General features: G+C 32.5%; 13 protein-coding genes. 8 read left to right on the forward strand and 5 right to left on the reverse strand.

Annotated features, from left to right (window positions below; translation table 11 throughout):
* Window positions 1-2: 2 nt before the first annotated feature.
* The 3 genes from BWZ20_RS02220 to BWZ20_RS02230 all read right to left on the reverse strand — a co-directional run bounded on the left by BWZ20_RS02220 (window position 3) and on the right by BWZ20_RS02230 (window position 3,544).
* Entirely contained in the window at window positions 3-1,064 is a 1,062-nt protein-coding gene (locus tag BWZ20_RS02220; RefSeq protein WP_076615640.1) for a DUF3667 domain-containing protein, read from the reverse strand.
* A 70-nt stretch (window positions 1,065-1,134) separates the two neighbouring features.
* The gene (locus BWZ20_RS02225; RefSeq protein WP_076615641.1) at window positions 1,135-1,752 is read right to left on the reverse strand and encodes a response regulator; all 618 of its coding nucleotides are present in this window, start codon (window positions 1,750-1,752) and stop codon (window positions 1,135-1,137) included.
* 1 nt (window position 1,753) lies between these two features.
* Window positions 1,754-3,544 carry a tetratricopeptide repeat-containing sensor histidine kinase gene (locus tag BWZ20_RS02230; RefSeq protein ID WP_076615644.1) on the reverse strand — a complete coding sequence of 597 codons (1,791 nt, stop codon included), beginning with the start codon at window positions 3,542-3,544 and terminating at the stop codon, window positions 1,754-1,756.
* Between the two features lie 371 nt (window positions 3,545-3,915).
* Between BWZ20_RS02230 and BWZ20_RS02235 the strand changes: the two genes are divergently transcribed.
* The 7 genes from BWZ20_RS02235 (at window position 3,916) to BWZ20_RS02260 (ending at window position 11,690) form a co-directional block, all read left to right on the forward strand.
* Window positions 3,916-5,727 carry a hypothetical protein gene (locus BWZ20_RS02235; protein ID WP_076615646.1) on the forward strand — a complete coding sequence of 604 codons (1,812 nt, stop codon included), beginning with the start codon at window positions 3,916-3,918 and terminating at the stop codon, window positions 5,725-5,727.
* A gap of 77 nt (window positions 5,728-5,804) precedes the next feature.
* The gene (locus tag BWZ20_RS15240) at window positions 5,805-5,969 is read left to right on the forward strand and encodes a hypothetical protein (protein ID WP_157358299.1); all 165 of its coding nucleotides are present in this window, start codon (window positions 5,805-5,807) and stop codon (window positions 5,967-5,969) included.
* A gap of 328 nt (window positions 5,970-6,297) precedes the next feature.
* Complete coding sequence (locus BWZ20_RS02240; protein WP_076615649.1) at window positions 6,298-6,801, forward strand: GNAT family N-acetyltransferase; 504 nt, start codon at window positions 6,298-6,300, stop codon at window positions 6,799-6,801.
* 1 nt (window position 6,802) lies between these two features.
* On the forward strand, window positions 6,803-7,807 hold the full coding sequence (locus BWZ20_RS02245) for an alpha/beta fold hydrolase (protein ID WP_076615651.1): 1,005 nt from the start codon (window positions 6,803-6,805) through the stop codon (window positions 7,805-7,807).
* Between the two features lie 131 nt (window positions 7,808-7,938).
* A complete protein-coding gene (locus tag BWZ20_RS02250; RefSeq protein WP_076615653.1) occupies window positions 7,939-10,197 on the forward strand; it encodes a T9SS type A sorting domain-containing protein in 2,259 nt (752 codons plus the stop codon).
* 112 nt (window positions 10,198-10,309) lie between these two features.
* Window positions 10,310-11,302 (forward strand): TlpA disulfide reductase family protein, encoded by a 993-nt coding sequence (locus BWZ20_RS02255; RefSeq protein ID WP_076615656.1) that lies wholly within the window; start codon window positions 10,310-10,312, stop codon window positions 11,300-11,302.
* Window positions 11,303-11,381: 79 nt separating this feature from the next.
* A complete protein-coding gene (locus BWZ20_RS02260) occupies window positions 11,382-11,690 on the forward strand; it encodes a VOC family protein (RefSeq protein ID WP_317041695.1) in 309 nt (102 codons plus the stop codon).
* Between the two features lie 2 nt (window positions 11,691-11,692).
* Here the strand turns inward: BWZ20_RS02260 and BWZ20_RS02265 are convergent, their stop codons facing one another.
* A complete protein-coding gene (locus BWZ20_RS02265; RefSeq protein ID WP_076615661.1) occupies window positions 11,693-12,811 on the reverse strand; it encodes an ATP-grasp domain-containing protein in 1,119 nt (372 codons plus the stop codon).
* Window positions 12,812-12,982: 171 nt separating this feature from the next.
* On the opposite strand from BWZ20_RS02265, the gene BWZ20_RS02270 reads away from it, so the two are divergent.
* Window positions 12,983-14,257, forward strand: a complete 1,275-nt coding sequence (locus BWZ20_RS02270; RefSeq protein ID WP_076615663.1) for a hypothetical protein — start codon at window positions 12,983-12,985, stop codon at window positions 14,255-14,257.
* 94 nt (window positions 14,258-14,351) lie between these two features.
* Here the strand turns inward: BWZ20_RS02270 and BWZ20_RS02275 are convergent, their stop codons facing one another.
* Window positions 14,352-15,809: a polysaccharide biosynthesis C-terminal domain-containing protein gene (locus tag BWZ20_RS02275; protein WP_076615666.1), complete on the reverse strand. Its 1,458-nt coding sequence runs from the start codon at window positions 15,807-15,809 to the stop codon at window positions 14,352-14,354.
* Window positions 15,810-15,816: the final 7 nt, after the last annotated feature.

Genomic DNA, 15,816 nt, shown 5'->3' on the forward strand with positions numbered 1-15,816 from the left:
TTTCAATAAATCAAAAAAGCAAATAAAAATAAGAATGTAGCAGCGAGAGGGGTAACAAAAGCGAGAAAAGTAAATGAGACAACACAACACTTAAACCAAGTTAAAAACCACCCTTGACCATAAAATCGCTTTAAAGCAATCATGAGATAAACAAACGTAGACAGCGCAATGAGCCAATCAATTCCATCGGGAATATCCCAAATATAATTAATACCAAAAATGAAGCTAAAAACGGTAAATAAAAACGAAAAGAAATAAAAACTAAAAACCAAATGATGCGCATATTGGCCTTTGTTATAGTATAGTAATTTAATTAGCAATGCAAAGAGTGGTAAAAGAAAAAACATCGCTATAGGAATGGTATCGTAAAAGGCTTTTAAAATACTACCACCTTCCCTAGACTTGTAAAACTTTAGACTCTTCTCATAAAACTTCTGGGTTAACCAACCATCATCATCATTTAATCCCATATGCCTGTATATGTCATCATCAGAGACGTTTGCATTAATTAAAGAATCTATCTCAATCTGATTAAAATCAAATGATGTATTAATACCTTTTGAACTTTTTTCGGTAGACGTTGTATTCTCTACTTCATCATTTGTTTCTTCACGTAATGCTTTATTAATTTCTATAAGTTGTTTGTCTTTAATGTCTTTTATTGAATCTTTTTTGTAGTCTTTAATAGATTCCTTGACCTCTGCTACGTCGCTATTTAATGTCTTTTTTAATTCTTTATTTATAACATCGCTTTGTTTTCGGGCTGTAAAAGAAAAAATAAAAAAGAAAATTACAGATATAAAGAGATACATCTGTGCTGGGTGCAAATACAATAATCGTTTACCATTAATAAACGCTTTAGCCAAAAAGCCAGGCTTTAACATTAAAGGAATAAAGCTCTTTAGAAACCGAGCATCAAAAGAAAAATAATTACTAATTGTGTTGTAAAATAACACACCAAGAGTGAGCTCATCATTAGTTTTTTGCCCACAATGCGGACAAAACTTAAATCCGTTTTCGTATTGCTGTTCACAATTTTGGCAAGTATCTAGTTTGGTACTCATAAGTCTTGGTTAGCTATCATTAAAAGTAATCATTTTCTAGTTAGTAAAAATTTTAAAATCCTATGTTAATTTAAATTATTCTTCTGTTGTTGGCTTCTTCTATAGCGCTTTCCTTATCATGAACTTCTAACTTATCGTATATGTTTTTAACATGATATTTTATAGTGTTTGGGCTAATATTCATCTTTAGTGCAACACCCTTGTAGCTATTACCTTTTGCTAATAAAGATAAGACTTCAGTTTCTTTTGTTGTAAGCACAGAAGTTGGCGCCTTTCTAAAGGACTCAACTACCATTTTAGCTATTTGAATACTCATAGGAGCGCCACCATTTATAGCTTCTTTAAGGGCTTTTTCAATTTTTGAACCTGTAGCGTTTTTAGTAAGGTAACCGCAGGCACCAGCACACAGAGCATCAAATACATATTTAGAATTTTCAAATACGGTTATCATTATTATTAGTACTTCCGGGTGTATCTGTTTAATCTTTTTTGTAGCTTCAATACCATTGATTCCTGGTAACTCAATATCCATTAAAATTAAGTTTGGCCAATCTCGTTTCAGATTTGCTATTGCATTTTCTGCATTCAAATAACTTCCGCTAACTTTAAAATCATCAAGATCATTTACTGTTCGGCAGAAAACCTCGTTTAATGTTTCATTATCTTCTATAACAAGTACGTTGTTCATTTTAGGCAATTTTTAAAGCTTCAAAATTTGGAATTTTTCCTTTGAAACATATTTCGGTTCCGTTTTTATTTGAACTAATTTTTAAATTACAATTAATTTTTTTTGCACGTTGTGTCATATTTAAAAGACCATTTTTTGATGTCATTTGAGAGTGGTTAAAACCAATACCATCATCTTTAAATACAATATGTATATTATCACTTTTACAAATAAAATTTAAATTCAAATTGGTGGCCTTGGCATGTTTTACAGCGTTGGTAATGGCCTCTTTAAAAATTAATATTATTTGTCTATTCCAATAGTAAGGTACATTAATATTCTTTTCAATATCGCAACTTAAGAGCAAATCAATTTCAAAATTTGATGTAAAATCTTCAGCAAAATCCGCTAAATATGCATATACATCTTCAGCCGAGCCATTATCTGATTTTAGAGAGAACATAAAATCTCTAGTACCACTATACAGTTCATCTGCATCTTGTTTTATAATTTCAAAAGCATCTAACATTTCTAACTTATTTTTTTTCTTATTATTTTTTATCACATAGTCGGATAGTGTGGTGATCCTGGCCAATTTATTCCCCAGATCATCATGAAAATCTTTAGCAATATTATCTCTTACAATGTCAAGTTCTTTTTGAAGTCTTTCCATTTTATCAATAAGCGCTTTTAGCTGCTTGTTTTTAGATTTAAACTTTTTGAGTTGCCATAAAACCATTAACGTAATAACTACTATTGCTAAAACAAAAATGATGAGTAGTAAATTATTTTTCTGCGTTATTGTTAAGTCTTTATTGTAAGATTCTGCCTTGAGTATAGCATTCTCCTTTTCTTTTTTTTCAGTTTCGTATTTGCGCTCCAACTCTAAAACCTTCTCTTTTCTGCTTTGCAGATCGAGACTATCACTCAATGCAAATACTTGTTTTTGAATATTAAATGCTTTTTTAAATTGATTTTTTGCTGCTAATATTTCTGCTTTCAAACTTAATGCGTCTAAAATTGCAGGATCTCGTTTTTGTACTTCTGCCAATGCTAAAACTTTTTTAACATCAGCCAATGCTAAATCAAAGTTACCAATGTTAAAATAGGCTTTACATCTGTAATACATCGCATCATCTTTGTGATTAAGTCTTAAGTTATCCCAGAACTTATTTTCCAAGGTATTGACTGTAGAAATAACATTTTCATATTTTTTTGACTCTAAATCGTTTTTTGCAATAAACTTTAAAATGTATGCTTCTAATTCTTTGTCATTTATCTTTTTTATTAAGTATAAAGCATCATCTAACACTAAATTAGAACTGTCAATTTCTTTTAAAGCACTGTAAGATGATGCCAAATTTGTTAGCGTAGAGACGTAACCTAGAGAATCTTCCTCTATGTATGACTCTTTAAGAATTTCTTTATAAATGTTTTTCGCCTTTTCAAATTCGTCTAACTTACTTAAAATGGCACCAATATTATTTTTTAGATCAAAATAGGTTTTTCTATAGCCTAGTTTCTTTGCCATGTCTGAAGCTTCATAAGCTTTTGCAACACATTTCTCATAATCACCCTGAAGAAAGTAATAGAAAGCAGTTTTGTCTTTTAGTGCCATTTTAAAAGAATCTATTGGCTTATCATGGACTTCAAAATTAAGTTTGTCTAATATTTTTTTTCCTAAAATTGGTTTGTCATTTCTTATTAAAAGAACTGCGCTATCTAATAACTTATTTAAGTCTTTATTGCTTTGTGCATAGCTTATGCAGTAACAATTTAAAATGCATAAAATACTGATAAGTTTTTCTTTCATAGAAAAAAGATACACAATTTAATGAAATTCAACCTACCCAAAATGGGTAGGTTGATAAGGCATAGCACAATATCCAAATCATTGCTATTATATCATTAATTATCAATGTTTTGTACTATTCCCTTTTATTTTAGAAATGCTTTATGTGCAACTAAAACCTCTAATTATCAAATAGCTTATTTAAGTGCACGATATTTCTGTTAATTATAGCTCGCAGAGGTTGATTAAGAGTATACTCAAAATTAAAAGCTTGAAGATTTTCTTGTACTACCCAGAACAGGTGGTTACGTTTAAAACAAACCTACCTAAACTAGGTAGTACAGCAAGTAAGCCTCATCTCTAAATTTGAAATCTATTTTAAATACTACACCATGAAAAAACGTTATTTTATCTTACTGTGCCTTATTGCCTCTTTGGGATACCACAACAACCTTGATGCGCAAGGTCTTTTAAAGCGTTTAAAAAATAAGGTCACTAAATCCGCAAAGGACAGTATTAGAAATAAAAAGAGCGAACTCGAGGATAAAGTACTGCAGACGGCTGATTTATCTAGCACATTGAAAACCTCTAAAAATAGTATTGAAAAATCAGTCAATAGTATTTTTGGTTGTGAGAACTCAGGTAGCGAAATCATTTCTAAAGGTCATAAGGACTACGTTCAATACAAAAGTATTGAAAAGAAAGTTGAAACTGCAGAACGCTATGCGCAAAGCAATAATTGGAACATGGTCAAGGATCAGTTAGATATGGCTGAAAACTCAATGAAGACTTTATTTAAAAAATCACCAAATGCAGATATTTCAGAACTCTGTAAAAGAATAGCAGGTCTAAAGAGAGAGAATACTTCTGGCGTTTCTGATACACAAGATATTAACACGCTCATTAGTTTTTTTAATCGATACCATGGACAAAAAATGCCTGGTGGTCAACATATTGCCAACCCAGATCGCTACAATTTTTTGAACAATGGTGGTGACTTTTTAAAAATAGCTTCGAAATTTAATAGAACAGAACTTTTACAATCCTTAAAAAGTTCTACAAACTCAAGAGCTAAACGCTTAGAGGAAATACTATTTGACTATCCAGACTTTATTAATCGCGAAAAAATACCCGTATTTTTGATGAGTAAATTAGATAATGCCAATAACGATGCCGGTTTAGATCAATCTGCTACAGCAAAACGTATTAAGGAAGTTGCAGAAGGCTTACTTAATATCGCAGGATCTAACCAAGGGCTTCAAAATGTTGTGAATTTTAGTGACAAACAATTAGCTAAGGCAGAACAAGCTATGGTATCGGTTTATACGTCCGACTTCCATAAAGACAACGTTGGAAAAGTTATCCTTACTAAAAAAACATTCACTCCAGGCAATGAAAGTAGCGTTGAAATAAACCCAAAATTTGTTTCTGGTGATCAAATTATCGGAACAATATATTTACCAGCAAGTATAGAAGATGCTGTAGGGAGTTGGAACCAAAGCACTGGAAGTGGCAATCTTGAAATTGTTTTAGAGGATGACGCTTTTAACAGACTTAATGGACCTTATGATACCGGTTTAACAGCAACTAATGCAGACTATACTGTTAAAATAGCACCCGAAACTCCAAAGTCGCAGAGTTGGATACAGTTTGTATTGCTTCCTAATCTAAATTCAAACATTAAAAAGGACATCGTTAATAGAAACATCACACCCATTTTTACGGCAGATTGGATGGCTTTACAACCAGAAAGAAACAAGAAATGGAATGTCATAGTAAAAGCCAAAGGACCAAAGACCAAAAGCCAGACCTATAAAGGAGAGTTTTATATAGATCTTAGCAAAAATGAAGGTGCAAATTATTATAAAAAAACTGCCAACAAAATGATGGATAACTTTATTGCAGATACTCCCTTACCTAGTGCCGCATATCGCGATTCAGGTTTAGAATCACAATTACTCAACATTATGAGTGCAAAGAATTGGGACGAAAAATTTGAAAAAACGTATCTACAAACCAAATGGCGTTGGGTAAAACCCATTGGTGTAGAGCCATGGCAAGAAATGGATGCAACGTTTACTTACCGTAAGGATGATGGATCTTGTGGTTACCACACCTATACATTTAGAAAATACGGAAGCAAACAACCACAAAGTTGGGGAGCAGCCAAGCTTAAGGTTAGGTTAAGCTGCAGTAAGCTCTAAAACCCACCTATATGAGGTAGTACAACAACATTAAATTCGAACTAAATTTGAACAGTATTAATCAATAAATTTTCATTATGGTAGGAACAATTCTTTACGCTCTTTATGTAATGCTGGTTAGCGGAGCTACAACCGACGAAGTTTATGAAGCAGGTTATAACGACCAACAGATTGAACAAGTACAACGTCAAATCGATTCTGAAAAAGGCATTAGACGCGAGTTGCAGGAGATTGGTAACTAGTCTAAAACTTGGGTTTTAGATTAATTTAAGTTAGTAATAAAAAGGTGGATATCATACATATCCATCTTTTTATAGTTGACGCTATATTTCATTGTTAAGAATTTTTAATACAGCTATCTATTTAGTTATTATTTCTATTTTGTTCAGCAAACGCAACAGCTAAAGAAAAACATAACAGGCTCAGCGGTTAGAGTGTTCATTATAATTATTACCTGAAACATAGCAATTACTATAAGTCATAACTAAATCTCTAATTTTTACAAATTTCAAAAACCCGATTTATCAGAGGAGATATATAAATTTAGAGAAAACAATTATCTGGCAACATATGAAAACTATACTGGAAACAAATAGACTTTTACTAAGAGAGTTGAGTTTAAGTGATGCCGAAAATATCTATAACCTAAATTTAAATCCAGATGTCATAAAATATACAGGTGATACTGCTTTTAAGAGTATTGAAGACGCACATAAATTTTTAAAAAACTATTTAGATTACAAATTGAATGGCTACGGCAGATGGGCCGTAATGCAAAAAAAGACAAATAGCTTCATAGGATTTTGTGGTTTAAAATTTAATCCTGAAGATAATCAAACCGATATCGGATTTCGATTTTTCGAAGACATGTGGAATAGAGGTTACGCTACTGAAAGTGCAAGGGCCTGTTTGGACTATTGTTTTGAAAGATATAACTTAAAACAAATTATAGGCCGAGCTATGAAAGTAAATTTGAATTCAATAAAAGTCCTCGAAAAAATAGGTCTCAAGTACAAAAAAGATATAGAATTGGATGGGGAGGAAGCAGTATTGTATGAGATAAAAAATAAATAATATGAAAGTAATGCAGAGAACCGTTAATACATTTTTAATATTATTTTATATAAGTGTAAAAGCTCAGATAAGCCCAGAAGATTTTGGCTTTAGGCATTTTCAATATGTTATGGAAAACGATACTCTTGAGGTGTTAATCAAGTCTAAAAAGGGCGAAGAACACATCAAAAAGCCTTTACTATTCTCAATTCAAGGCTCACGAGCTATTCCGCTCATAATCCATAACGGTACACAACGTACTTTTGCAACCTCAATAGAAGAAGGATTTTTTGAAGACGACTATCACATTGTAATCGTTAATAAGCCTGGAGTACCTTTAATAAGCCATAAAGATAGCCTAGACAGAAGAAGAGAATATTTTATAGATAAGAAGACCAAAACACATCCTAAAGCATACATTGAAAACAACAATCTTGAATATTATGTAAAAACAAATAAATTCATTGTTGAAAAATTGCTGAAAGAGTCTTGGGTTGATCCGAGCAGATTGGTCGTCTCTGGTCATTCGCAGGGAAGCAGTATTGCCTTGGGTATGGCAGATGAAATCCCTCAGGTAACACATCTTATCTATTCCAGCGGGCTTCCTTACTACTCTACTATTCTTTCTATTATTGCGAGAAAACGGATGCACGGTGGAAGCAAAGCGGACATCGAAGAAGACTTTGAGTATTGGAAAGCTATTGTCAATGATCCTTTAAGTGTTTCTAATGAGGGAAGGGATTCTTACCGTATGATGAGTTCGTTTTCTATAAATGAAAATGAAATTTTAAAACGTCTAAACATACCTGTTTTAATTTCTTACGGTACAAAAGATGAGTCTAGCCCTTACCATGACATGTTTAGGGTGGAATGTATAAAAGATAGTATTTCTCATATTACCTGGAACGTATATCAAGATTTAGGTCATAACTACCAACTGCAAAAAGAAACCACTACAGAAAACGAAAAAACAGATTATTTGCCAGTAGTAGTCACCGATTGGATCTCATGGTTAAAGGAAAATTAAAAATTACTTTTTGCAAAAGTTTTTTATTCTTCCCAGTCTGATATTTAGAACATCTCTCCCTACCTATCTCGGGTAGTACTACATTTTTGATATAAAGATAAGTTTGTGTTTTAACCATAACCCATTATATCATGAAAAAAATTACGTTAACTTTACTGCTCTTAGCAGTAACTTTCTTGACTAATGCTCAGGTAGATTTACTACTTCCTGACAATCCCGATGCTTTTAGTTCTGCATCAATACCGAACATCAATAAATATAAGACAGGCCCAAATAATTTATTTTATACCGGGACATCAAGTCGAAGTGTAGTGAGAATGGAGTCAAACACACGAAATCGCACGTCTTCTGGTGTAACGAATTATTTTATTTTAGAATTTATACCTATTTCAGATTCTGAAGTCATTGCCTATGGTAATGCGACAGTTGCCAATGGTGACAACGATTTAATCTATATTGATTTCAACAATCTTTCAAATAATCAAATTATAGCACCGCAAAACTCTGGCCCTGATGTGAACATTGGTGGTACCGGAATGGTCTCTGCAAATGGATTAATCTATTTGTTCTTAGTAGTTAGAAACACTACAGATGGCTTTATAGGTAGAGAATTGGTTTCTATTGATCCTATCACAAAAACAATGAGCGTAGTAAAAGACATTACGCCTGGTTCTTTTGGTACAACGCCATTTAGACTTCAAGTACAACCTGGTAGCACTCCAGGAACAGATCGAATCTTTTTTATTGCCGAAACAAATAATGCATCAGAAAGAGAGGTCTGGGTTTCCGATGGTACTGATGCAGGTACATTTAAATATGTAGATATGGCTGGTGCAGGAAATGGTAATGTTACAGATCTTACAGTTATAGGTACAGATATGTATTTTTCCGCATTTAATGGAGATGGCAACGGTAGAGAAGCTTGGTACGTAGACACGACAGCTCCTACCCCTACACCAGTTAATTTAGGTAACTTAAATGCCCTAGGAAATAGCGACCCAAGAGATTACGTGCGTTTTAATGGTAAAACCTATTTTACAGCAGACGATGGTGTGAATGGACGCGAACTTTACGTCACAGAAAATACAGCAGCAACTACAATGCGTTTAAATATAGACCCAACTTCTACAGTTGGTAGTAACCCTACAGAACTAACAGTTTCAGGCAATAACTTATTTTTTGCCGCACGTCGTGGGGCAGCTGGAAGAGAACTCATTAGAATGTCTGCCACAGGATCTATAGTATCTTATAATATCAATCAAAGTGAAGCACCTAATTTCCCAGACGGAAATGGAGATCCTGTAAGCTTGTTTGACGCTGGAGATTACCTCTACTTTACAGCGGATGATGGAGCAACTTTAGGTTATGAGCCATACAGAATTGATCTCAATACAAATGCTATGGAATTTTTAGCGGATATTAGCGCCAATGGCTCTAGCAGCCCTAAATTTAGAACAGTCTTTGATGGAGATGTTGTTTTTACTGCTCGTCATGACCAAATTGACGAGGAAGCCTATACGGTAAATAATATTCCTTTTAATTGCGGATCTGTTACAAATATATTAATTGATTCGCCAGGAGGCGATTGGATGTTTATGAATTGGAATAATAATGGCAATTCATTTACAAATCATATTATCGATATTTTCCCAACAAATCAAAACGCTTTTGGTGCACCAGTAAGTTCAGGCAATAATGAAATTATTAATGGTACTGAAAGTGGATATGCTTTTGGATTAAATAGTAATACTAATTATAATGTTTATTTAAAATCCTATTGTACAGATGGTACTTTCACAAGACAAGGCCCTTTTTCAATTACAACACGTAATAATTGCCCACCTTTTAATAACGTGAGCATTAATAATATTACTTCAACAACTGCTGATTTAAGTTGGTCAAATACAGGTTTATATGCCGCTATTGAAATACTTGTGTATAATGAGGATGCCGCAATATTTGAAGACTCAGCTGTAAGTACGTTTGGAGTGACGACGTCTAACAATACCTTTACAATTACTGGTCTTGATCCAAATACAGCTTATGATATTTATATAGTTGGTACTTGCGCTACAACTACACCTTCATCATTTACCAATTTTATCTTTGGCAAACAACAAATTGTAACCGCAACACTATCTAACAATACTTTTGAAACATCAAATACAGCAATATATCCTAATCCTGTAAAAAATAGCTTCTCTGTAAAAAGTTCAAATATTGATTTAGAGAAAATAGAAATTTATGATGTTTTAGGTAAGCTAGTCAATAATCTAAAACCAAATGGTAATAATATTTATAATATTAGCGACTTAAAGCAGGGGTTGTATTTTGTTAAATTAAATACAAAAAGTGGTAAAACCTTGACCCGTAAAATCATAAAAGAATAGAATATGAAATATACTATCAATCGCAATGAAAAAGGGTTTTAGGTAGTATAGCAACCTCATAGCAATTCTGCTATGAGGTTTTTCTCTTTAATTTGAATAAAAAACTTTAAAAATGAGAACAATAATTTTTTTGAGTTTGATCCTAGTAAATTTAAGCTGCAAAAATAACAACGAAAAATCATTCAGTTTAAGAGGAAAAACCAATGACTTAGAAAATGGCACTAAGCTTTATCTCAGGCACAATAATAAAACGATAGATTCTGCAACAATTACAGACAACAGTTTTAAATTTTCAACACAATTAGATACGTTTCCTGTAAATATAGCGCTTCACGATAAAGTATTCAAGAACTACACCTCATTTTGGGTCGTCAACCAACCTATGGGTTTTGACGCAAGTCAGTTAGGTTTCAAAAATGCAGTGATCACGGGCTCAGAACCAGAAAGACTCAACAATATTTTTAAGGAAAGAGTTGATGGGCTAAAAGGAAAAGAGAGGGACAAGGCAGAAATGCAATTTGTCAAAGACTATCCTAATAGTATTGTAAGTGTAAGTATACTATCTGTAGATTCAAGAACCTGGGGCAGAGAAGAAACCAAAACTCATTTTGAGTTGATGTCTAAAGAAAATAAATCTTCAAAATTCGGAAAGCAAATAAAGAAATACTTAGAGCTTAACAAACAACCTGAAATTGGAGATCGGTATGTAGACTTTGAGTCTAAAAATATCAGCGGTAAATCTCAGAAACTATCAGAATTAGAAGGTAAGACAGTTTTGCTGGAGTTTTGGGCCTCTTGGTGTGGACCATGTAGAAAGGAAAACCCTAATTTAGTTAAAACCTACAATGAGTTTAAGAATAAAGGTTTTGAAATTTTTGCAGTATCACAAGATAGCGATAAAAATAGCTGGGTAAAAGCCATTGAGCAAGATGGTCTTCCATGGATGCATGTCTCAGATTTAAAAGGTGATCAAAATGAAGCTTCATTAATTTATGGTATTTATGTTATACCTGATAATTTTCTAATTTCAAAGGATGGCATTATCATCGGAAGAAATTTAAAAGGAAAAGAATTAGTTAAAAAACTGGAAGAAATTCTTTATTGAGTTAAAAAAAAACATAAACCTTAATCAAATTACAGTTCCTTCAAAAGACGTTAAAAAATCAATTATATTTTATCAAGAACTGGGTCTTCAATTAATAGTAAAGGTTTTACCAGATTATATACGTTTGGCCTGTTCCGATGGCAACTCAACATTTTCGGTACATTTGGCCAAAATATTAGATAAAGGCAATAGGATTTGGATTTATTTTGAATGTAATAATCTAGACGCAAAAGTTGAAACCCTAAAGAACAAAGGAATCTATTTTGTTGAAGACCCTACCGATCAAAAATGGCTCTGGCGAGAAGCTAGGTTAAAGGATCTCGATGGTAACCAGATCATACTTTATTATGCGGGAGATAATAGATTAAATCCACCTTGGTGGCTTTAAACCTATGCTTTAAGTTGACGGAATTTTCTCTTCAAAATAATGTATGTTCTAATAAAGAATTTAAATATATACGGTATTGGATCTCTAGTGAGCATAGCAAGCTGAGTGTACGATTTCTTCTTGGCTATAAAGGATTTAATTAAATGATGTGGTTGGGTTAAAACTGATTTTAAACTGTAATACTGTATTGGCAAAAATGAGTTTAGCTCTAAATCTTTTCCCATTGATAAGTAACAATGCAAAACTGGGAAATTGATGCCAGCAGCGTAAGATGCGTGTAAACTTCCCCAATATCTTGCATTAACTTCAATAATTTTAAAATCATCAGTAATTTTATCATAGCGTAAGTCTATATGAGCAATACCAGACCATTTTAGTGTTTGAATTAATTTTTTAACGACTAAGAAAAGCTTAGGTTCTTTAAGAAAAGTAAGGCTTATTGGCGCTGTAAACTTTTTATATTCATAAGACATTCCTTTTTGTATCGTGTAAGAAAGAATATTGCCATTTTTACAAAGCACACTACAGTCTATATCATAGCCGTTTACATATTCTTGTAATAAGTATTGGTTTATTGTTCTGCTATCTAAAAATACCTTTAACGCTTTACTATTACTAATTTCTAAAATACCATTACCATCTATTCCTCTTACAGGTTTTGCAATTAGAGGAAAATTTAGTTTTGAAATTGATTCTAATAAAACATCATTAGCTGTACTTTTAATTATCACTGTGTTTGGATGGTTAATATTATTTTCTTTTAAATGATAATACAAAAGATCTTTATTAATAGCTTTAAAATATGTTTGATAATCTGAAATTAAGATCAGTTTATCTTTATAAATAAATTTCTTAGTACCTAAAAACCCAAGACAGGTTTGTTCACCTATAGGTATTATACAATCTATTTTTTCTTGTTTAACCACTGCCTCAACTTTTTTAAAGTTATTGCACTCCAGTAGGTTTTCTACGTAGATATATTTATCAATATTTAGAGACCATCGCATAGGCGTATTCTTTTTTGATGACATGGCGATTATGGATATATCAGCGCCTTGTCTAAGACAAAAAGCAAGGTCAAAAAAAATTGGATTGTTGGCGTCTAAAACTAAAACTCTCAAACGATTATTCTTTACAATAAAAAAATAAAAGAACTCTTAATTTCAACATCTTGTACCACCTGTTTCGGGTAGTTAAGACTCAATAATCCTTTATTACAATAACCTAAAAAAAACTTTTTTGGCACGCTGTTTGTATTTTATATAACGAGTTTAATTTAAAACCCAATTATTATGAAACGGATTCTATTTTTATTTGCAAGTTTAGTGGCTTTTTCCACTACTGCATTCGCAACCACCACAACATCATCAGAGGCTGATGCTTCAATAAATAACTACGTGAGAGGTTATAGTAATTCTTTCATATTTACTGAAGGTGGTATTGAGTTTTCTGTGTATAGAGATGGTCAGTTCGATTTTTATATTCCAGATTATGGACCAGACGTTAATGTTAATATAAATACACCAGGTTTTGCACTTAGTTTTAATTCTGGATATAACTATAATCCATATGTGCAGTATGATCGTTTTGGCGCCATTATTCAAATTGAAAATACACCAATCTTCTACGATTTTTACGGAAGAGTAAACCAAATCGGTGATATTTTCATCACCTATAACAGTTTTAACAGAATCAATAGAATTGGTGGATTAAATGTGTATTACAGAAATAATGTGTTTTGGAGATATGATGGGTTTATTAATATCTATAACAGAACATATGTATACAGACCATGGCACAGGTTCTATATTGTTCCGCCAGTAAACTTCTGCATAGTAAACGTAAATCCATACAGACAGTTTTACTCACCCGTAAGACATATTTGGTACAGACCTTACAGAAATAATGTTAGATATTATAATGTTAACACTGGAAGACGAGGAAGCACTCAGGTGGTAAGACGCAATAATAGTGATCGTTATGCGCAAACACCAAGAAACAGAAGTGAGCGTACAATACAAAGAACTGTAAGTAGAAGAAATGCTGAAATTACAAGAACACGTACTACGCGTTTGGCAGAGCAAAATGCAACACGCACAACTAGAAGCACAACATCTCGCAGTTCTGAAGCTAGGACATCGCGCTCAGTTACAAGAGATAATAATACCTTAGGTGGTCGTTCTACAAGTCGTATATCTTCTCCAAGTACCAGAAGTAATAACGATAGCAGAAGTATAAGGTCTACAAGATCCCATAATAGAGTGACTACACCTACAAGGTCTACGCGTTCTAATAAAATCTCTAGAAATACAAATTCTAGAAATAATGTGACCAGAAGCAATACTTCTGTGTCTAATGAAGTGAAGAGAACAAAAAATACTTCGATATCAAAACCAAGGAGCATTAATTCTCGTATATATAATAGTAGAAGTAATTCTCAAAGCAACAGAGAGCGAAGTACTATAAAAAACAAAAGAAAGTCATCTTCTGTTTCGGCAAGATCTAACACAAGTAGAAAAAGTAACCAAAGTTCTACCAGATCAAGCTCAAGACGAACTAGAGGATAATAATAAAAACATGATTTTTTTGGTTGGTTAGTAGAAGTCCCGTATGATGAATGCCTCAGAGCACCTTACGGGATTTCTCATTTATAAAAAGTATCTAAAGTTTTAGGTACTTTTTTATTTGCGTTGATATATCTTCGGAAATATTAAGCCATAGTACCAATGTAAAATATACTATAACTATAATAATAGATTTCAACGCAATATTTATAAAAGGATGAAATGAAAAATCCCAAAAAAACATTGCCAAAGCTATTACTAAGAGTAATACACCTATTTTTAATGTAGCTATAGAAAATGGCTGCATATTAAGCTTTTGCTTTACAAAAAGAAGTTTAACTGAATTGTAAACTACAATAGCTAAAAACGTTGCAAATGCAGAACCTTCTATTCCATATACAGGAATAAAAATAAAATTGAGAACTATAGCCAAAACCGCTAATAGAACACCAAAAAATAACACCATCTTATAATAATCGCTGTTAAATAAAATAGCATTATTATTTCCTAGACTATTGTCATACAGCTTGGCCAGGCTCACTAAGAGCACTACAAATAATCCACCTGTAAATTCTTCTGGAAGAATTTTATAGAGCTCGTTGATATTCAGTATAATTAAGAGAAATATAAATCCGCTTACCACTAATAAGCTAATAGAGCTACGCTTATAAAGATTTTCAAGTGAACCTATATCTTTTTCATTGAGATATTTTGCCGTTAGAGGCATCATTATCTGGTGCATAGATCGTTGTGGTACAGCAATAACCGTCGCAATAAAAATGGCTACGCTGTAATAGGCCACTTCTTCAATGTTTTCTTGCATAAGACCAATCATAAATTTGTCTATATCTAAAATAAGCATCGCTACAGAGCCAGCTACTATCATTAAAAGTGAATACTTTATGATTGAAGAAATACCTTTAATTTTTTGAAACTTTAACTTTGGAAATCGTACTGTATAAGCATACAATTTCATAATCACCATACGCAAAACATAAACGAGGACTAAAGCCAATATAAATTGATCTGCTGTTAACCATTCTAGATATACTGAAAAAAGTAGAATCATAATTGCGACGCGATGAAATATTTCTTTCATCACATTACCAAATACCGTTTTTAGTTGCACTTTAGACCATGCAAAGAATATCTCAAAATAAGCCATGGCTACAGCTAATATGAAAATATACCATAGGTAATTTCCTGCAATATTATTTTCTTTTGAAAGTAGACTTGAAAGACTTTCGTAAGATAACCAACCGACAATCGTAGCTGGTATTATAAAAACAAAAGGTAAAAACAGCATTAACGTTAAAAAGCTGTTTACGCTATTTTTTGTCTTGAAAGTAGAATAATATTTAATAATGGCATTATGTACCCCAAAAGCCATAAAAGGCATCATAATATTGGCCGCAGATAACAAAAACGCAACTAATCCGTAATACGTATCGGTTAAAAAATTAGTGTAAAGAAAAAGTGTATTTATAGCACCAATACCAAAACCAAGATAAGTGCTAATTGTGTTTTTAAACGACTGATTTAATACAATTCCCATTACCGCA

It is taken from the genome of Winogradskyella sp. J14-2 (genome assembly GCF_001971725.1).
Lineage (GTDB): Bacteria > Bacteroidota > Bacteroidia > Flavobacteriales > Flavobacteriaceae > Winogradskyella.